General features: G+C 33.3%; 20 protein-coding genes and 2 pseudogenes. 17 read left to right on the top strand and 5 right to left on the bottom strand.

Features of this window, described 5'->3' with window-relative positions; genetic code table 11:
• Complete coding sequence (locus AC3WTA_RS11950; RefSeq protein WP_000276736.1) at positions 1-696, bottom strand: response regulator transcription factor; 696 nt, start codon at positions 694-696, stop codon at positions 1-3.
• Positions 697-903: 207 nt separating this feature from the next.
• On the opposite strand from AC3WTA_RS11950, the gene AC3WTA_RS11945 reads away from it, so the two are divergent.
• Entirely contained in the window at positions 904-1,176 is a 273-nt protein-coding gene (locus AC3WTA_RS11945) for an autorepressor SdpR family transcription factor (RefSeq protein ID WP_001070539.1), read from the top strand.
• Positions 1,173-1,808: an SdpI family protein gene (locus AC3WTA_RS11940; protein WP_000716341.1), complete on the top strand. Its 636-nt coding sequence runs from the start codon at positions 1,173-1,175 to the stop codon at positions 1,806-1,808. Before AC3WTA_RS11945 ends, AC3WTA_RS11940 begins: the two co-directional genes overlap by 4 nt.
• A gap of 42 nt (positions 1,809-1,850) precedes the next feature.
• On the opposite strand, the gene AC3WTA_RS11935 is transcribed toward AC3WTA_RS11940, so the two are convergent.
• Positions 1,851-2,723 carry an AraC family transcriptional regulator gene (locus AC3WTA_RS11935; protein WP_492332887.1) on the bottom strand — a complete coding sequence of 291 codons (873 nt, stop codon included), beginning with the start codon at positions 2,721-2,723 and terminating at the stop codon, positions 1,851-1,853.
• A 306-nt stretch (positions 2,724-3,029) separates the two neighbouring features.
• Here AC3WTA_RS11935 and AC3WTA_RS11930 point away from each other — a divergent pair, with 306 nt between their 5' ends.
• Together AC3WTA_RS11930 and AC3WTA_RS11925 are read left to right on the top strand one after the other, a co-directional pair.
• Positions 3,030-3,800 (top strand): ABC transporter ATP-binding protein, encoded by a 771-nt coding sequence (locus AC3WTA_RS11930; RefSeq protein ID WP_000859659.1) that lies wholly within the window; start codon positions 3,030-3,032, stop codon positions 3,798-3,800.
• Positions 3,787-5,736, top strand: coding sequence for an ABC transporter permease (locus AC3WTA_RS11925; protein WP_000176143.1), 1,950 nt, complete (start codon positions 3,787-3,789; stop codon positions 5,734-5,736). Before AC3WTA_RS11930 ends, AC3WTA_RS11925 begins: the two co-directional genes overlap by 14 nt.
• Positions 5,737-5,803: 67 nt before the next feature.
• On the opposite strand, the gene AC3WTA_RS11920 is transcribed toward AC3WTA_RS11925, so the two are convergent.
• Complete coding sequence (locus AC3WTA_RS11920) at positions 5,804-6,262, bottom strand: hypothetical protein (RefSeq protein WP_001064712.1); 459 nt, start codon at positions 6,260-6,262, stop codon at positions 5,804-5,806.
• Positions 6,263-6,570: 308 nt separating this feature from the next.
• On the opposite strand from AC3WTA_RS11920, the gene AC3WTA_RS11915 reads away from it, so the two are divergent.
• The 11 genes and pseudogenes from AC3WTA_RS11915 (at position 6,571) to AC3WTA_RS11865 (ending at position 16,139) form a co-directional block, all read left to right on the top strand.
• A complete protein-coding gene (locus AC3WTA_RS11915) occupies positions 6,571-7,149 on the top strand; it encodes a class I SAM-dependent methyltransferase (protein WP_001176096.1) in 579 nt (192 codons plus the stop codon).
• Positions 7,149-7,763 (top strand): DedA family protein, encoded by a 615-nt coding sequence (locus AC3WTA_RS11910; RefSeq protein WP_000418951.1) that lies wholly within the window; start codon positions 7,149-7,151, stop codon positions 7,761-7,763. Before AC3WTA_RS11915 ends, AC3WTA_RS11910 begins: the two co-directional genes overlap by 1 nt.
• 28 nt (positions 7,764-7,791) lie before the next feature.
• Positions 7,792-8,493 carry a response regulator transcription factor gene (locus AC3WTA_RS11905; protein ID WP_000033681.1) on the top strand — a complete coding sequence of 234 codons (702 nt, stop codon included), beginning with the start codon at positions 7,792-7,794 and terminating at the stop codon, positions 8,491-8,493.
• Positions 8,477-9,985, top strand: coding sequence for a sensor histidine kinase (locus AC3WTA_RS11900; protein WP_001225801.1), 1,509 nt, complete (start codon positions 8,477-8,479; stop codon positions 9,983-9,985). The genes AC3WTA_RS11905 and AC3WTA_RS11900 overlap by 17 nt, the downstream gene beginning before the upstream one ends.
• Before the next feature lie 112 nt (positions 9,986-10,097).
• Positions 10,098-10,451 carry a YxeA family protein gene (locus AC3WTA_RS11895; RefSeq protein WP_000724320.1) on the top strand — a complete coding sequence of 118 codons (354 nt, stop codon included), beginning with the start codon at positions 10,098-10,100 and terminating at the stop codon, positions 10,449-10,451.
• A gap of 200 nt (positions 10,452-10,651) precedes the next feature.
• On the top strand, positions 10,652-11,413 hold the full coding sequence (gene mreC / locus AC3WTA_RS11890; RefSeq protein WP_001198151.1) for a rod shape-determining protein MreC: 762 nt from the start codon (positions 10,652-10,654) through the stop codon (positions 11,411-11,413).
• Between the two features lie 641 nt (positions 11,414-12,054).
• Complete coding sequence (locus AC3WTA_RS11885; protein WP_000924809.1) at positions 12,055-13,917, top strand: FtsX-like permease family protein; 1,863 nt, start codon at positions 12,055-12,057, stop codon at positions 13,915-13,917.
• Positions 13,918-14,000: 83 nt separating this feature from the next.
• Positions 14,001-14,822, top strand: coding sequence for a peptidoglycan-N-acetylglucosamine deacetylase (locus tag AC3WTA_RS11880; protein WP_000517280.1), 822 nt, complete (start codon positions 14,001-14,003; stop codon positions 14,820-14,822).
• A gap of 17 nt (positions 14,823-14,839) precedes the next feature.
• Positions 14,840-15,496, top strand: a complete 657-nt coding sequence (locus AC3WTA_RS11875; RefSeq protein ID WP_070169178.1) for a YkyA family protein — start codon at positions 14,840-14,842, stop codon at positions 15,494-15,496.
• 145 nt (positions 15,497-15,641) lie between these two features.
• A pseudogene (locus tag AC3WTA_RS11870) lies at positions 15,642-15,755 on the top strand (LPXTG cell wall anchor domain-containing protein); the annotation flags it as partial.
• Between the two features lie 204 nt (positions 15,756-15,959).
• Positions 15,960-16,139, top strand: coding sequence for a hypothetical protein (locus AC3WTA_RS11865; RefSeq protein WP_000924556.1), 180 nt, complete (start codon positions 15,960-15,962; stop codon positions 16,137-16,139).
• 158 nt (positions 16,140-16,297) lie between these two features.
• Here AC3WTA_RS11865 and AC3WTA_RS11860 read toward each other — a convergent pair whose 3' ends face one another.
• A complete protein-coding gene (locus AC3WTA_RS11860) occupies positions 16,298-16,477 on the bottom strand; it encodes a cold-inducible protein YdjO-related protein (RefSeq protein WP_000289929.1) in 180 nt (59 codons plus the stop codon).
• Between the two features lie 489 nt (positions 16,478-16,966).
• Positions 16,967-17,425 carry a helix-turn-helix transcriptional regulator gene (locus AC3WTA_RS11855; protein ID WP_000360680.1) on the bottom strand — a complete coding sequence of 153 codons (459 nt, stop codon included), beginning with the start codon at positions 17,423-17,425 and terminating at the stop codon, positions 16,967-16,969.
• Positions 17,426-17,641: 216 nt separating this feature from the next.
• Between AC3WTA_RS11855 and AC3WTA_RS11850 the strand changes: the two are divergent.
• Together AC3WTA_RS11850 and AC3WTA_RS11845 are read left to right on the top strand one after the other, a co-directional pair.
• Positions 17,642-17,993, top strand: a pseudogene (locus tag AC3WTA_RS11850) (YxeA family protein).
• Positions 17,994-18,067: 74 nt separating this feature from the next.
• On the top strand, positions 18,068-18,247 hold the full coding sequence (locus tag AC3WTA_RS11845) for a hypothetical protein (RefSeq protein ID WP_002096244.1): 180 nt from the start codon (positions 18,068-18,070) through the stop codon (positions 18,245-18,247).
• Positions 18,248-18,401: the final 154 nt, after the last annotated feature.

The raw sequence follows: 18,401 nt of genomic DNA, 5'->3' as shown, positions 1-18,401 counted from the left end.
TTATTCACTCCAAGTTGCGTTAAAACGATACCCAAGTCCACGTACTGTTTCAATAGCATTTTCAATACCAAGCTCATTGAACTTTTTACGAAGACGCGTAATGTTTACGTTTAATGTATTTTCCTCAACGAAACTTTCGTCATCCCATAGGGCAGCTAATAAATCTTCACGGCTCGCTGTACGAGGGAATTTAGATAATAACATTTCTGCTAAAATAGCTTCTTTTTTCGTTAAAAGAACTTGTTCAGCACCGAAATGGATTTCTGGGCGTTCTGGGAATAGTTTTAAACCTTCTACTTCAACGATACGTTCAGAAATATTTGGCGCATAATCACCGTAAATACGGCGTAATTGACCTTTAATTTTCGCCATTACAACGTCATAGTGGAACGGTTTTGTAATATAATCATCCGCACCGCTTTCAATCGCCATAATTTGTTCCATCTCGCCAGCACGCGCTGAAATGAAAATAATTGGACAAGTAGATTCATGACGAATTTGACGGCACCAATAGAAACCATCGAATTTCGGTAAGTTTACATCGAGTAAAACAAGATGTGGTTTCACTGCGTTAAACGATTCCATAATATCATCGAAGTTCTCTGCAACAACAGCTTCATAGCCATATTTTTGAATGTGAGATTGTAGTAATGATGAAATATTTGGATCGTCTTCAACGATTAAAATTTTGTACATATGTATATTCCTCCTAAAAAAACAATTGTAGCTATAGTGTATCATGTGTTTCAAGTCTTTTCATTATGTTGAAATGTAGGCTAATAAACAGTATAGGTCAAAAGTGTGAAAAGTAAAAAGGGCGTATGCATAATTGACAATTAATTGGAAGTTGTTTAATATTTAGATAAATATCTAAATGTCTAATTATCGAAAGGAAGAAAGACATTGAATCAAGCATTCAAAGCATTAGCAGACCCAACAAGGCGAAAAATTTTAGATTTATTAAAAGAAGGTGATTTAACCGCTGGAGAAATTGCTGAACAATTTAATATGACAAAACCAAGTATTTCACATCATTTAAGCGCGCTTAAAAATGCTGAACTTATTCAAGATGAAAAGAAAGGTCAATTTGTTATGTACTCTTTAAACACAACTGTCTTTCAAGATTTATTAACTTGGGTGTTTACGTTTACGAATAAGGGGGAAGAGGGGAAATGAAGAAGCATCTTTTTGCAATTATATTAATTGTTACAACTTGTTTAGCTTGGGCGTTTGCTTGGCCACATTTGCCGGATACAATTGCGACACATTGGAGCGGCGGTAAGGCAGATGGTTATTCTTCTAAACTTTATGGAATGATTTCGATGGTTGGAATTATGATTGTGTTATATATATTTCTAAATGTATTACCAAAAATTGACCCAAAGAAAGCAAATTACGAGAAGTTTTCTAAAGCTTTTATGATGATGAATAACGGAATATTATTGCTACTATTTGTAGGGAACATAGATATTATTACAAGTGGATTAGGATACAACTTATTCATTAATCGAGTGCCTGAATTATTAGTTGGTATTTTATTTATAGTCATCGGCAACTATTTACCACAGTGCAAACCAAACTACTTTGTCGGTATAAAAACGCCGTGGACATTAAGTAATGAGGAAGTGTGGAGAAAAACGCACCGTTTTAGTGGAAAGGTGTTTGTTGTATTAGGAGTTATTATGATTTTAAGTATTTTTGCTCCGGTAGCGTGGAAAACTTTCCTAATCATTGGCATTATTGTTGGTGCAGTAGGATTAACAATGGGATATTCCTACGTCGCTTATAAAAAAGAACTAAAAATATAAATAAAAGCTGCTTTTCCTTTTAAGGAGGAGCAGCTTTATTTTTTATTTCTTCAAAACCGGTATCCAAATTTCACTTTTAAAGTTTGGGGAGGATGTATCTTTCTGTTCATTCCACAATATTTCTGGTCCTTCTGCTAGTTCATAGTTTGAGGAAGGAAACCATTCGGAATAAATGCGTCCCCATACATTTTGTAATGTTTCAGGAAATGGACCGACAGCTTCAAATACGGCCCACGTTGAAGCTGCGGCTTCAAGTTGTGCGAATTGCTCTGGACAATCTTTCATTGAGGCTACTCCAATGTAGTGGTCGAGTTCTCCATTTTCCTCCATTCTTCCTTCAGAAAAGTTAGTAGAAGCACTAATAATTCCAGTAGGTTCCATGTTTGAAAGGGACTTTAATGTTTGAATGGTCCCTGGATCTAAGCTTTTCCACATAGAAGCAATTTCTTCATTTACACCGTTAAATACAATCGGTACGCGTTTTGTAATACCAATGATTTGAAATGGCTCTTTTTCTTCAATTCGATAGTTCATTTCATTTCCTCCTTGAATCGATAACTGGAAGGTCATTGGTGAATAAGCTTTCAAAGAATGACTACTATTTCGGGCCTCTGAAGGTGTTATGCCGTGCAAGTTTTGAAAAGCACGTGTAAAAGAATCTGGCGAGTTGTACCCATATTTTATAGCAACATCAATGACTTTTGCAGCGCTATCTTTTAGTTCAAAAGCAGCAAGAGTAAGACGTCTACAGCGAATATATTCTGATAGTGATACGCCAGCTAGGAAAGAGAACATTCTTTTGAAATGATATTCGGAGCAGAAAGCTATTTTTGCGACTTCTTTAAAATCAATTTCATCTGTTAGGTTGTTTTCAATATATTGCATTGCCGCATTCATGTTTTTAAGTGAATCCATATCATGACCTCCTTGTTAAATAGAATAGCAGGAAAAAAACAGGTCCATCCGACATTTCATGCACAACTTTGTAGGGTACATTTTTAACCTTACAAAATTGTAATGTTCCTGTAAGGAGAATGAATGGATGGCATGATATCCCAATGTTATAGTAACAAAGTACTTTTGTTCAGTATGTTAAATTTTGATTTCTCTACTTACCGGCCTTACATAACTGTCATGTTTGTGTAAGAAACATCGATAGTGGCAAGAGTAGAGAGTGTATATAGTTGAAAATAGAGAATAGAAGAAATGAGGGATGTCGAGATGAAAACAGTGTTAGAAGCAAAGAATATCGAAAAAGTGTATGACACGGGTGGTAATAAATTTGCAGCGTTAAAAGGTATTAACTTACAAGTAAAAGAAGGTGAGTTCGTTGGAATTATGGGACCTTCTGGTTCGGGTAAGACTACTTTACTAAACGTTCTTTCTACAATTGATAATGCGACGAACGGTGAAATTTTAATTGATGGAAAAGATATCGTGAAGATGAACGATGATAAGTTAGCGTTATTCCGCCGCGATCATTTAGGGTTCATTTTCCAAGATTATAATTTATTAGATACGTTAACGGTAAAAGAGAACATTGCGTTACCTCTTGCGTTATCAAAGGTGAAAGCAAGTGAGATTGATCGCCGCGTTCTTGAAATCTCAAAGAAATTCGGTATTGATCATATTTTAAGTCAGTTCCCATATCAAGTGTCGGGCGGACAGAAGCAGCGCTGCGCAGCATCGCGTGCGATTGTTACAAGTCCTAGTATGATATTTGGTGACGAGCCGACGGGAGCGCTTGATTCTAAATCAGCGACAGATTTATTAGAAAGTATGAAGTCGTTAAATGAATATGATAACTCTACAATTTTAATGGTAACGCACGATGCGTTTGCGGCGAGTTATTGTAAACGAGTTATTTTCATTAAAGATGGTGAGTTATATAAAGAATTGCACCGCGGTGAATCAACACGTAAACAGTTCTTCCAAAAAGTCGTTGACGTAATGTCTTCCATTTCTGGAGGTATGGCTGATGACCTTATCTAGCATTGCCCTCCGCAACATACAGCGGAACTTTAAAGACTACTTTGTATATTTTGCATCTATGATTTTTAGTATCGTCATTTATTTTACATTTAAAGCACTGCAATACAATTCACAAATGGAAAAAGCAGCGGAAGCTTCTAAAAAGATTAGTGGAGCGTTCCAAGTTTCAAGCGTGATGCTTATTATTTTCGTAGCAGTGTTCATTATATATTCGAACGGTTTCTTTACACGAAAGCGAAAAAAGGAAGTTGGGTTATATTCTTTATTAGGTATTCGTAAAAGACAGATTGGTAAAATGCTCTTTTATGAAAATATGTTAATGGGATTAATGTCATTAGTAATCGGTATTGCCATCGGTAGCGTTCTTTCAAAACTATTCCTTGAACTACTAATAAATATGATGGGAATAAACTTAAATGTTCATTTTGAAGTACCGATGGCTGCAGTTATTGATACAGCAATTATTTTCTTTGTAATTATTTTGTATACATCACTTCAAGGATATCGTTTAATTTATCGATTTAAGCTAATTGAACTTTTCCGAGCAGAACGTGAAGGAGAAGCAATGCCAAAAGGCTCTGTCATTATGGCGTTAATTTCAGTTTTCTTAATCGGCTCAGGTTATTTCTTAGCGTTAATGTTTATGAAGGCAGTTATGTATGCAAACTTTATGGTAGTTGCACTTTATATATTACTTGCAACAGTATTAGGTACGTATTTACTATTTATGTTCTTTACAGTATTCGTATTGAAACGTGCAAGAAATAATAAGTCAGCGTTTTATAATGGTATGAATATGATAACGACGTCACAGTTACTATACCGTATTAAAGGAAATGCAAAGTCACTTGCGACAATATCTATTTTAAGTGCAGTGACATTAACAGCGGTTGGTACGTCAGTTACGATGTATTACAACACATTTACGCAATCAAAAACATCCATGCCATACAGTTACTCTTATGAAAAAAAAGATGCAGAATTGGATAAGAAAGTAAATGCAATTCTTGTGGAGGAAAAGCAGGATCACCCTGTTAAAGATCAATTTGAAATTGAAACGGTTCCTGTCAAAGGGAAGTTCGAAGGAGATAAAGTTGATTTCATTCTTAATATGAATTACACGATCTCAGAGAAATATCAGTTTATATCTCAATCTGAATTCAACAAAATTGCGAAAAAAATCGATGCGGAAACAGTGAATGTAGCTACTGGCGAAGCATTTATATATGATAGTTCTTATATGGAAGGGTATGAGTTTAGCCCTGAATATAAAGGAAATAAAGCGGTATTCCAAATTGGAAATGAAACGAAGACATTGACGATCCAAGGTGTAAATAATACTGCAATTACGAACTTAGGTGAATTAGTTGTTGTCGTTCCAGATGAAATGTATGAACAAGCGAAGCAAGCATTTGGAACACGTGTTGTAAAAAATATTGATGTAAAAGATGAAAGAAACAGTAAAGTATTAACAGAAAAATTAACAAAAGTGATGCCAGCTGGTGAATCAGAAATGGCACCACCATTTAGAGACTTCTACACTGGTTTCCATATGGGACTTGAAGCAACTGGACTAATGATGTTCATCGGACTATTCTTAGGCTTAGTCTTCCTATTAGCGACAGGCTCCATTATTTACTTCAAGCAGCTTACAGAAGCAAGTGCTGACCGTGATCGTTACATTGTCCTTCATAAAGTTGGTGTAACGAAACAAGAGATGAAGAAAGCTATTGCAAAACAAGTGAGCTTTATCTTTGCAATTCCACTAGTAATCGGAATTCTACACAGTTTGTTTGCATTAAAAGGTTTAGGAAACATACTACCATTTGAAATTATGGTTCCGCTTCTAATTAGTATCGGAGTATATAGCGTTATTTATATCGGATATTACTTCTTAACAGTTCGTTCTTATTATAAGATTGTGAGTGCGAAGTAATGCAAGAGTTGTTTTTATCTTAGTAAAAAAGCATCCGACTAACATGTTAGTCGAATGCTTTTTTTGTCTATACGTGAGCTTTATTTTCGTCCGAACTATCAAACATGTCCATTACTTTAAAAATACCTTCTAATAGCAAGGTACATAAAATAGCGAAAATTAATACGGCATGAGGTGATAATTCAACTGATGTGAAGTTAAGGTCTGCCAACCAAAAGTAACCTACATAAAAACTTAGAAATGTGCTAACAGCCGAAAGTGTAAATCCTAAAAATCCTAATTCCTTTAATTTTTCCTCAGATAATTTACATAAACGTAAAACAATAGAGAAGAGAATTCCTACTATGAAAAATCCCATACATAATGCGAACAATGATATTATGCTTGGATACTTAACTTCATCGGGCATCCACTTTTTCATTCCCACTATTAAAAAGGTAGGGACAAGAATAGGTAATAAAAGTGGTAGCACTATTTGTATAGCTGCAAATAATGCATTTGATTTATTATCGTTTTGATTATTCATAAAGCCTCCAAAAATGATTTCTATACTAATTCCAAATATCTTAGAGGATTTTAACATAAAAATAGTAACTTCGCTATACAAAATCGGAGTAGGATCATGATCATTCATGGTAAATAAACAAGCTGACTTATTTGTATATGTTTGATGCGCTTATCTTTGGAATTCAATTTTTTATGTTTGTTTATAGTAAAGATGAAGATTTCCTTCATCTTCATAAAATCTTAAGAAATCTCCTCAATATTTGTTAAGAAACGATAGTTATACTTAAACACAAGTTAAAAACTATTGAACGAATGGAGAGGGAGTATATGCAGCTCATAACATTCTTAACTGAATTTATAAAACATCCGAAACATATTGGTGCGGTTGTACCGAGCTCAAAAATATTAGCAAGGAAAATGGTAGATGTAATTGATTTTAATAGAGCGAAATGCATTGTAGAGCTAGGGCCTGGTACAGGAGCTTTTACGAAAGAGATTATGAAGAGAAAGAAGAAGGAGACAATATTTCTCCTTGTTGAAATTAATGAAGTATTTTTTAAAGAGTTAAAGAGAAAATTTAAAGATGAGCAGAACGTGATTGTTATACACGGTTCAGCTGAAAATATAAAGAAGTATATGGAACAATTAAATATAGAATGTATTGATTACGTCTTATCAGGATTGCCTTTTACTTCTTTACGAGAAGAGGTTTCAAAGCGCATTTTAAACAGTGTAATGGAAACGATACATGAGAACGGGGAATTTATTACATTTCAATATTCACTTGTGAAAAAAGGATTTATACAGAATTTCTTTCCTGAAATTACACTAGAAAAGGTGTGGCTTAATTTCCCACCAGCTTACGTCTTTAGTTGTAGAAAAGAGCTAAGGAGAGCATATGCATAATGGAGTTACATGAATTAATGTCATACATTGAGCAGTATGGTTATTGGGCACTATTTTTTTGTTTATGGCTTGGTATTATCGGTATGCCGATTCCAGATGAAATGATTGTCATGAGCGGTGGATTTGTATCATCAATGGGGATATTAAGTATGATTCCAGCCTTTTTATTAACGTATTTAGGTGTTGTATCAGGTCTTTCTTTAGGGTATATACTGGGGAAAATATTTGGCATAAAAGTGCTTAATAAATTGATGAAAAAGAAAAAGGCGAAGTACCTTTTAAAATCACAAGAAATAGTAGGGAAATATGGTCATTATGCATTAGTAATAAGTTATTTTATCCCCGTTGTGAGACATATCGTACCGTATTTGGTTGGAATGAATAATATGTCATTTAAAACGTATGCATTGTATTCCTATATGGCAGGACTTGTTTGGACGCTAGCTTATTTTATGCTGGGCTCTCTATTCGGAAAACAGATAGAAACGATTGTAGCACTTGCGACGAAATATGGGATGTATTTAGGTGGGGGCATTATGATTATTACTATCATTTCTTATGTGTACATTCAAAAGAGGAATGCAGTAGTGAGTGAAATAAAGCAACATTCATAGTTTGGTAAATGATGCTGGAGGAGATTTTGTGAGTAAAGGAACGATACTTATCGTGGACGATGAGAAGGAAATTAGAAAACTTATCACTATCTATTTGAAGAATGAAGGTTACGAAGTATTACAAGCTGGAGATGGTGAAGAGGGTTTAGAAATAGTAAAGAAAAGAGACGTGCATCTAATCGTCCTTGATATTATGATGCCGAAAATAGATGGTATTCATATGTGTATGAAAGTGAGAGAAATAGCGGAAATGCCTATTATTATGCTTTCGGCAAAAACGCAAGATATGGACAAGATTTTAGGATTAACAACTGGGGCAGATGATTACGTAGCCAAACCATTTAATCCACTGGAACTCATTGCTCGTATTAAATCACAACTTCGGAGATATATGAAAATGAGCGGGACAAGTGTACAGGATGAAAATGAAATAGAAATTGGAGATATGAAAATTAATATAGTAACACGGCAGGTCATTATTGCAAATAAAGAGGCGAAATTGACACCGAGAGAGTTTGAGGTATTAGAATTGCTTGCACGAAATCAAGGAATGGTATTAAATGCAGCACAAATTTATGAAAGAGTATGGAAAGAGCAAGCTTTCCAATCCGATAATACTGTGATGGTACATATTCGGAAAATACGTGAAAAGATAGAGGCGATTCCAAGGAAGCCTCGGTACATTAAAACGGTATGGGGAGTTGGCTATAAGATTGAGAAAGATATTTGAACCGATAATATGGATGAATCAAGTTTTTAAAAAAATGATAGGTAAAATAGTGAGTTATTTGGAAAAGAGCATACGGATACAGCTAATGGCTACATTTACTTTTTGTACGTTACTCGGGGTATTAGTAGGATGGTCTTCATCTTCTTTTTTCGAGGATGCGAATAAAATTTCTATCATTGATTATGCATCAGGTATGGAAGCCATTGATGGACAGACACAAAGGCTTGTTGAAAGTATAACCGAGGAAGGTAAGGAAATTAATATACAAGAATTGCTTGATCAATTGAATCACCAAAATCAACTGAAGATTTTAATAATAGATGAGAATGGGAAAGTCGTTTATAAAACAAAGGGAGCGCCGGAAGAACAAATCAATCTTCATGAGACGATGCGTAATGTGATGGATTTTAAAATGGATCAAGTACGATATGTAGAGGCGCAAAATTTAATTCAAGATGGAACTGAACAAAAGCGTAAGGAGTTTACAACTTTTTATCCGGTTACTGTTAATACGGAAAATATGTATATCATTGCAAGTGGTATACCACAAGGAAATGTGAAGTATATAGTGAATGATAGCAGCCCATTTCCATCTTTACTAGGTTTTATCACTTTTATACTATCTTTCTTTTATATAACGAAAAGGAAGATGAATCAGATTGAAGCGATGGCAGAAGGAGTAAGGGAGTTTTCGAAAGGTAATTTACAATATAAAATCAAACAGGCAGGTCAAGATGAAATAGGTTTATTAACTTCTAATATTAATCAAATGGCAGAAAAGCTTTTGGCTAATATAGAAAAGGAAAAACAAATAGAGAAGCAAAAAAGTGAATTGATTACAAATGTATCACATGATTTAAGAACACCACTTACTTCTATTATGGGGTATTTACGTTTACTAGGTGATGCGAAATATGAAAATAAAGAACAGCATGATGAGTATATAAAAATTGCATTTTCAAAATCAGAGCAGTTGAAGATGTTAATAGAAGATTTGTTTGAGTATACAAAACTAACAGATGAAAATATGGCGTTAGATTCGCAAGAAGTGTGTATAAATGAACTACTTGATCAATTAATAGAAGAGCTAGTACCACAAGCGGAGGAGCATAATATTTCTTTTGTAAAAGAATTTCAAGAAGATCGTATATATGCTGTTGTGGACTCAGAAAAAATGGTACGTGTGTTTGAAAATCTTTTAATAAATGCAATTAAATACAGTATAGATAAAGCAGAAATTCGGGTTTTACTTCAAAGAGAAGAACAGCATATCAAAATTTCTATAGCGAATCATAGTGAAGAATTTACAAAAATAGAATTAGAGAATTTGTTTGAGCGTTTTTATAAAAAAGATCAATCGAGAAGTAGAGCTGTAGAAGGTTCAGGTTTGGGACTTGCAATTGCAAAAAGCATTGTTGAATTGCACAAAGGAGAAATTCGAGCAGAATATGAAAATGGGGTTATTCAATTTATTATCTTATTGCCAATTTAATTAGAAGAGCACTAGGAAATTTGGTTACATTTTAATACGTAATAGCGCTGCGATGGATTTAGAGGAAGTCCTTTAAGGGGAAGTATCTGAGAAGAGGAGAATAGAAAGTTTCATGAAAAAAATAAGTTCGTTTATCGTATTGATTATAGTTGGAGTTACATTACTTATAGGAAAGGGGGGACCGATTGTAGATCAATTCAATCCATTTATTAAAGAAGATATTTATTATGCTGTTGTTGATAATGATGGTAAATATGGAGCTGAAAACAAAGGTTTTGCTAGATGGGAATATAAATTCAAAGGATATAATGAATCTGGTCAAGAGCAAAAGATTGCGATGACTGCTTCAAAACATTTAAGAATAGGAGCATATTTAAAGATTAGATCTAAAGGAAGTTATGGTATGGAATGGGAAGAAGTACAAATAGATGAAATACCTAAGAAAGTACAAATACAACATAATTAGTTATAGAAATTATAAGTGGCATTCCATGGATAAGGTAACGAGCAAACTTCGAAGATTGTAGCAGTATATGATAAGTTCTAAATTTTTTATAAAGAAGATAAAGTTTATCTTAACTTTATTTAAACTGCATTTCTTCTGTGTACAATGACTAGTATTCTATAGTATGTAGATAAAAAATAGTAGGGAGTAGCAGGATAATTATGCAGGTTTCTAAGAAGAAAATATTATTATTTCTTTCAATTATTCTTTTGGCTTTATTGATGGTGTATGTATGTACAAATAATAAGCATGTCCAAAATATTGTTCATAATATAGAAGACATCTATAAAGTATATAGAGAGAATCAGGTATTGAAAGGGAAAATTGAACATCAAGAATCGTTAAAGAGTAAAGTGCAAATATTAAGTGAGGAGAAAGAAAACCTTACTAAACTTATCAACAAAACGAAAGAATTAAAGGAACAAGGAAAATACAATTTAATTCAAGCTACAGTAGTAACTCGTGTAGCAGAAGAGTGGTATGGAGAAGTCACTATTGATAGAGGAGCACAACATGGTGTAAAGGTTGGTATGGCTGTTATTACAGTGGAAGGTTTTATTGGAAAGGTAGAGAGTGTAGATCAATATACATCTGTTGTGAAATTAATTACGAATGATGAACGAACGAATCGTTTAGCAATCACCCTTCAAAATAATTCATCCATTTTAGGATTTGTTACAGGGTATGATAAGAAAAAACAGGCTCTTCGAATTGATAATATTCCATCAGATAAAGCGAAAGAAATAAAAATAGGTGATAGTATTATTACCTCTGAATTGAGTCAGAAAATACCACCTGGCCTTGAAGTAGCAGAGGTGATAGAGCAAGAACCGGATCAATATGGTCTTGCTTATATTATTTATGCAAAACCAAAGGCGAATTTATATGATTTAGAAGATGTAATTTTAATAGAACCTAAATAATAGTTTTATGTAGTGCCTTTGAGAGGTGAGTTAGAAACGAAGAGAATGAACGTAAAATAAAGAGTAAGAGGGATAAGGAAAAGTAAAACGGTACTAAATTTAATAATATATGGTTATATATTTATAATGTTTTTATTTTATCTTTATCTTATCTTTATCTCGGACAATTATAATGAAGAGGTAAACTGATGATAAGTGCAAAGTTATTAAGTATTACAGTGGGGCTTTTTTTTTGTACATTTTTAATATTAATTATTTATATAACCTCTTAAATAGGCTAGAAAACCTATATAATATCCTTCGACTTTATATGTGTAAATATATTATTTGAGCGTGAGAATATTGATGTCAAAAGGTATATGAATCGGATTATAAAATGTTTGATTTGTATATTGTAATGTTTTTTTCGGAAGTGTACATTACAAAAATGTAAGGATAATGTAAGAGGAATCAATATTGCTGTTTGTAGGGAAAAGATAAAATGATAGTTAGTGGCTATGAAAATAGCATGATCGCAGCACTAGCCAAATGACAGGAGGCAATATGAAAACTTTAATATTTGAAGAGAACGTTGTACAAAGAGGTTATAGTAAAAAGATGAATGTAGTACACCACACTGTAGAGAAGCGTGGGTGTAGAGTGTGTTATTAAAACTTTCTATTTCTAGTATGAAAAAAATGATTAAGGATTATATCGTTTTATTAATAGGTCTTGTCATCTCAATTTCTATTTTTTATATGTTTCAAACGCTTGCGTTAAATAAAGAGTTTACAATGAATAACAGTATTATTGGTTCAATCGTATTTGTATTTCAAATAGGATCGATTTTGGTGGCGTTTATTACATTCTTTTATATTTTTTATGCAAACTCATTTCTTCTCTCACTCCGGCGGAAGGAACTCGGCATGTATCTTATTTTAGGGGCCAAAAAGAGTAAAATCAGCCAACTTTTATTTTTTGAGACATTGTTTATGGGAATGATTTCACTAGCATTAGGGAGTGTATTCGGAGCTATTCTTTCCAATTTCGTTAGCAAATTTCTAACGAAACAATTGGAAATTTCAGCGGAAGGTTATCAAGCATTTTATGGTCCTGCATTCAAAATAACATTTATATTCTTTAGTGCGTTATTTCTACTTACATCCGTTGTGAATGCCATTCGTATAGCACTTAAAACAGAACTAGATTTAATTCGTACAGAGCAGCAAACGGAGCGCATACGAATGAAAGGACCAGCCACGATATTGTTACTCTTATGTAGTTTGCTAGGACTAGGTGTAGGATATTATTTCGTAATCTTCGTAGGAATAAAAGGTGCTGGCGCCATTATGCTGCCATTATTCACGATTACAATTGGGACATATCTTATATTTATTTCGTTCTTACCTATGATTGTTAATAGGCTAAAGAAAACGCGCTATTTAAATGAGAAGAAATTAAATGCATTTACATTTGCACAATTGCAGTTCCGTGTAAGTAGTTTGGCGAAAATATTAGGAACGGTAACGATGTTAATTGGTCTTGGCGTGGGGGCAATGGCTGGTGGCATGTCTTTACAGAAAAACGTAATCCTTACAGCAGAAAGAATGTCAGGGTATGATATTACAATTCATGATCCAGAAGCAGCGGATTATAAAGCTATGGAAAAAATGAAAATTATAGATAAAAGACAATATAAATATAAAGTTGATAATGAGGCTGTTTACTATTTAAAAGAGGAATTATTAGAGAATCCGCCACTTCTGTTCGGAAAGAAAGAGACAACACATATTTCTGAACAACTTCCATCTTCGAGCTATAGGATGTTTAAGGGAGAGGAAGTTGATCCATCTAGTTCTACGTTACCACTGAATTGGGATAAGAGTATGGATAGTGATTTTAGATCGAATATTACTGTATATAATCGTAAACCTGTATATATCGTCGACGAAAACCGGTATAAAGCAATTCAAGGTAATGAGCATACGTTTTTTATTGCTAAAATCGATAATATTTTACGGTATAAGACAGAGTTAAAAGAGATGGATAATCGTCAAATCGAAAAAATAGCCGTTGCTATTAATAAGCCTAAGGAAGACGTATATTTACCAACAAACTATGGTGATTATGAATCTATGCTCGTCTTCTCAAAAGGAACTTCCTTTATGGGATTCTTTTTAGGTCTTGCTTTTTTAGCTATGATGGCAAGTTGTTTAATGTTTAAGATCCTTTCTGGAGCTACGAAAGATATAGGGCGGTATGAGATGCTTCGGAAAATTGGGGTACGTAAAGAATTACTTATACAATCTATGTATAAAGAATTAGGCATTGTATTTTTATTTCCAGCCATATTGGGTCTTATACACGTTTTGGTAGGAATGAATATATTTACATTTGTTAAGTTTTTTGTAAATCCATATGTGAATATTGGACTTCCGATTTGTATATTTTTAATCATTTACGGTGTCTACTATTTGATCACTGTTCAATTATATAAGAGGATTGTGCTTCCAAAGGAAAAATAGAATGGATGCCGGGGGAAGGGGTAAAAAACTAGAGTAATATTTTTAGTATAAGTAAGTAATGGACGTAGAAAGGAATTAATAGAATGGGGAAACTGTTAAAGGTAAAGAATATAGTTGTAATGATGGTAGCTATAGTTGTAGTGGGAGGGGCTTTTTTTGTATTTCAAGCAATAACTTCACCTGCAAAAGCGATAGCAAATCAAGAGAATCCAGTTCAAAATGCAAATGAACAAATAAAAGTGGAGATGAATAAGGTTGCACCAACGCAATTTAATGGTCAAACTAGGAAAATTGCCTATCTTACTTTTGATGACGGACCAGGAAAATATACGGCACAGTTACTAGACATATTAAAGGAAAATGATGCAAAAGCAACATTTTTTCTAATCGGTCAAAATGTAAAATCATACCCTGATTTAGTAAAACGAGAAGAAGCGGAAGGACACTATGTTGGTATGCATAGTATGACGCACAATAATAGAAAATTATATGCCCAAGGTGGCTACGTAGATGAAATGAAAGAGGATCAAGGCTTAATTGCTAGTATTCTCGGACATGCCCCAAAACTAACACGCCCACCATATGGTTCAAAGCCAGGATTACACGAAGAACTTCGTAATAAAGTTGTAGAAAATGGTCTTAGAGTATGGGATTGGACAATTGATTCATTAGATTGGGAATATAATAGTATACCAATTGATACTGCGAAAGCGAAAATTGTTCAAAATGTACTTGCTAGTGCGACAAATCCCAAAGAAGTTATTTTAATGCACGATATTCATCCGCAATCTATCGCTGCAGTACCGGCTATTATTAAAGGTTTAAAAGAAAAAGGGTATGAATTTGAAGCATATCATGAAGATGATCATTTCCCCTTGAACTTTATGCATGATAAACGAATGTAACATAGGAGGAATTGACATTGACTTATAAAGCGTTAACGATTACCGGAATTATATCTATAAGCTTATTGACAGGGTGTTTTGGCGCAAAGCCAGAAGCAGAATTGTACGTCGCATTTGAAAATGCAACGAAGCAAGAAAAGGCGGTTTCTGAAGATGCGAAAAAACTAGAGGGTTTAGAAAAACAAGATCAAGAGTTATACAATCAAATTATAAATGATGGTAAAGATAGTAACCAAGCAATTATGCCGAAGATAGAGCAAGCTACAAAAAGTATGGACGAACGTGAAAAAGTATGGAACAAAGAAAAAGAAGCTTTTGAAAAAGCACAGGAAGAAATAAAATCAGTTCATAAAACTATAGATAAAATGGAAGATGCTGCTCTTCAAAAACAAGCAAAAAACATACAGGATATTTATAAAAAGCGCTATGCATCTTTTAATAAGATAAATGATTCGTATCAAAAATTAATGGGATTTGAAAGAGAAGTATATAAAAGCTTAGGCGAAAAAGAAACGAACTTAAAAAAGATTAGTGAAAAGATTAAAGGTGTAAATCAAATGAATGAGGACATTCAACGAGAAAAAGAGAAATTTAATGGATATACAAAAGAATATAACAAAGAGAAATTAGATTTTTATAAACAAGCGAAAATTAAAATTAAAGATGAGAAGTAAATACTTTATTCCTATATCATTTAATCTTATTTATTAAGTACAAAAGGAAAAAATCAAAAATAAAAGTTTGTTTCTTACTCAAAAATAGAATATAGAATTCAAGGGTCTCAAACTATTATAGTTTGGGGCTTTTTAATATTCTTAAGGAGAAAAACTACCAAATACAGCATCAAATAGCGTAACAATGATGATGCTAAGTGCATGTCTTGTAGCGTTAGGATCTGTATTTGGATTTACTCGTCTTAAGATTCAAGCATAAAATTTTGTATGAGCCTATAAAAAATTGTCCTTCCGAAAGAGGTGTAGTATGTAATCCTAGATATAAATCTAGTAAAAGTTTATATTAGATTGTTTTGAAACCATATAGAAATGATTGTAGCGAATTGATCTAATGAATATAGGGGTATAAAATATGAAATAAGATTTCCTAATATTTCACTTTTTTTGTAAGTGAGGATACACTATGTTATTGATTCTTAGCATCATTTTGATAGGAATTATGACCGGGATGAAAGTAGTAATTTCTTTGATAGTAGAGGTACAGAGAAAAAAAGATTTTTATGTGTATTGTCTTAAGGGGAATGGGAGAACTGGAAATGGGAATTCTGCTCCTTTTTATTCAAAATGTAATTTATTTTTTTAGTAAAGAATGATAGTTGGAATGAGTTTGAGATATTGAAAAAGCTTTGCGAGGATACGCAAAACTTTTTGTATAGTTTATTTGCTTTCGATGCACATTGTAAATAAGGAGAAAGAGAATCCTCTATGTTTCAGTTTATAAAAGGTGAAGAAGAGAATTTATTATATCTTTTGTAATAAGCGTTCGCCGCTTTCCATATCGCTTTTGCATAACGGACATTTCGGTTCTGCTTCTAATGCAAAGTTTTTACGCATCCATCCACGGCAGTTTTCTTCTAGGCATTCCCATACAGCAATTGCTTCTGGTTCTACTACAGGTTTATCATTTTTTCTCCAATACATGTGATCGCTCCCTTAAATTGAAAAGTTTTTCAGAAAAACAAAAAAGGTTGTTAACGATTTTGTTAACAACCTTTTTTATATTAGTTCATTATACTTTATTTTTTGAAAAAATGCGAAGGTTAGTAATTGTTAAAGTATAGCAAAATAAGGCTTATATAAGCTGAGGATTATAAATCATCGTTGAAAGCTTTGGTAATCATTCAATTTGATACAGTGTATACCGGCAACCTTCTCGGTGTTTTTCTACATCTTCTTCATGCCATTGTTTTGTTAAATTTGGAATTTCTATGTCATCACTTAGGCGTTTCTGCTGTTGTGTCTTCCATAGTATGCTCGTTGCATGGAAGACTTTTTGTTTTGAAAACATTATGAAGTTTAATAAATTTATCCGGCATAAATGGGTAAGTAGGGACCCCACCTCAAAATTTGGTTGGAGCGAAGAAGTTAGGTGGGAGTCGGGCTGCCCTTAAAAGCCCGATTAGTTGAACTTTATTGAGATGTTTTTGCCATTTCCATAAATCGCTTTTCAATTTCATCCAATTCGAATGAATGGCATATTCTGCGGTCTTCTTTATCTAAAATTCTGTAATGTTGAGATAAAATATTTTGTTGTATTTGGTAACCATTTAATTCTTTTATTTGTCGCCACCACATTTTTCCTCCTAACGTCTTCGGGAAGGGCGTATTGTAATGTGTAAAAGCGATTGTTTTTATAATTTCATTCACATCATCCCCGAATGTCATCTGGACTGTATCGCTCTGTTCGAAGAGTGTTACGACGCAAACTGCACCTGACCATGTTAGCGTGCGTCTTCCTTTTTCAATTTCTACTAATGTTTTCTTCGATAAACCAATAACTTCTGACATTTTTTCTTGTGACAAATCGTTCTCAACACGAATGAGTTTTAATTTTGAATTAACGAGTTCAATAAATTCTTGTTTATCCATAATGCAGCTCCTTTTTTCTTGTGGTGTAAAATTACACTACGGGTGTGATTTTGTCAATGGTAGTGTGAAAAGTTACTTTTTGCTGTTTGGATCTTTCTAATTAATATTTCACTTTTAGTTTAAGGAGATGTTAAGAAACCGTATGAGTTTTTATTAAGAAATACGCTCTATACTTAGAAACATCTTAAAGAAAACATAATGAAAGGCGGAATATAGATGAAAAGGTTTATTTTTGGAGCATTACTTGTTATCGTCGCAGGAGCGGCATATTTATTAAACGGGAGTGCTGCGATTGATAGAATGAATCCATCCATTCCTTGATTTAGAATATCGTTACGCAATTATTGATACAGATGAAAAAGAGTTAGGTGGAAATAAAGGGTTTGAATATACAGTTACAGCTTATGATGAGAATGGAGATAAGAAAGAAGTAACAATTGATGGAGTAGATAAATTACAAAAAGGCTCATACTGGCATGTCATTACGAGAGGTAAGTTTTTACATGATAAAGTAGAAATAGAGGTAGATAAAATTGCTGATGGCGCGAAGGCGAAGTTAGGATTATAAAGATAAAACCGATTCTCAATAAGGAAATCGCTTTTGTTATTTTATGGTAAAATATAAAGAGGGGAGTGAGGGTTATGCTACTCATCGTTAGCCTTATATTAATTGGGATTATGTGTAGTATGAGAGTCGTATCTTTACAGATGATAGAACGACAAAGGATAGAAGAGCGATATGTATATTGTCCAAAATGTGATGCGAAAATTCGGAGAGGAAATTCTGCTCCTTTTTGTTCGAAATGTAATTTAATATTTTAACTATAGGAAATCCGAAATCATTTTGTATGGTTTCGGATTTTTTATGTTGAAAATAGAAGAAATAAAGAGCGGAAAAAAATTTTAAAAAGGAATTGAGTATACGAATATTATTGAAGGATATCCCATTATTATGAAGTATTTCGTAGAGATAGAT

The organism is Bacillus sp. EB106-07-01-XG149 (assembly GCF_058791555.1).
The sequence above is the reverse complement of the archived record's forward strand: the minus strand, read 5'-3'. Positions and strand labels throughout refer to the sequence as shown.

Coding starts and splice junctions, on each gene's coding strand:
- AC3WTA_RS11950 (WP_000276736.1), bottom strand. CDS start 696: ATGTACAAAATTTTAATCGTTGAAGACGATCCAAATATTTCATCATTA.
- AC3WTA_RS11940 (WP_000716341.1), top strand. CDS start 1,173: ATGAAGAAGCATCTTTTTGCAATTATATTAATTGTTACAACTTGTTTA.
- AC3WTA_RS11935 (WP_492332887.1), bottom strand. CDS start 2,723: ATGGATTCACTTAAAAACATGAATGCGGCAATGCAATATATTGAAAAC.
- AC3WTA_RS11930 (WP_000859659.1), top strand. CDS start 3,030: ATGAAAACAGTGTTAGAAGCAAAGAATATCGAAAAAGTGTATGACACG.
- AC3WTA_RS11925 (WP_000176143.1), top strand. CDS start 3,787: ATGACCTTATCTAGCATTGCCCTCCGCAACATACAGCGGAACTTTAAA.
- AC3WTA_RS11920 (WP_001064712.1), bottom strand. CDS start 6,262: ATGAATAATCAAAACGATAATAAATCAAATGCATTATTTGCAGCTATA.
- AC3WTA_RS11915 (WP_001176096.1), top strand. CDS start 6,571: ATGCAGCTCATAACATTCTTAACTGAATTTATAAAACATCCGAAACAT.
- AC3WTA_RS11910 (WP_000418951.1), top strand. CDS start 7,149: ATGGAGTTACATGAATTAATGTCATACATTGAGCAGTATGGTTATTGG.
- AC3WTA_RS11895 (WP_000724320.1), top strand. CDS start 10,098: ATGAAAAAAATAAGTTCGTTTATCGTATTGATTATAGTTGGAGTTACA.
- mreC (WP_001198151.1), top strand. CDS start 10,652: ATGCAGGTTTCTAAGAAGAAAATATTATTATTTCTTTCAATTATTCTT.
- AC3WTA_RS11880 (WP_000517280.1), top strand. CDS start 14,001: ATGGGGAAACTGTTAAAGGTAAAGAATATAGTTGTAATGATGGTAGCT.
- AC3WTA_RS11865 (WP_000924556.1), top strand. CDS start 15,960: ATGTTATTGATTCTTAGCATCATTTTGATAGGAATTATGACCGGGATG.
- AC3WTA_RS11860 (WP_000289929.1), bottom strand. CDS start 16,477: ATGTATTGGAGAAAAAATGATAAACCTGTAGTAGAACCAGAAGCAATT.
- AC3WTA_RS11855 (WP_000360680.1), bottom strand. CDS start 17,425: ATGGATAAACAAGAATTTATTGAACTCGTTAATTCAAAATTAAAACTC.
- AC3WTA_RS11845 (WP_002096244.1), top strand. CDS start 18,068: ATGCTACTCATCGTTAGCCTTATATTAATTGGGATTATGTGTAGTATG.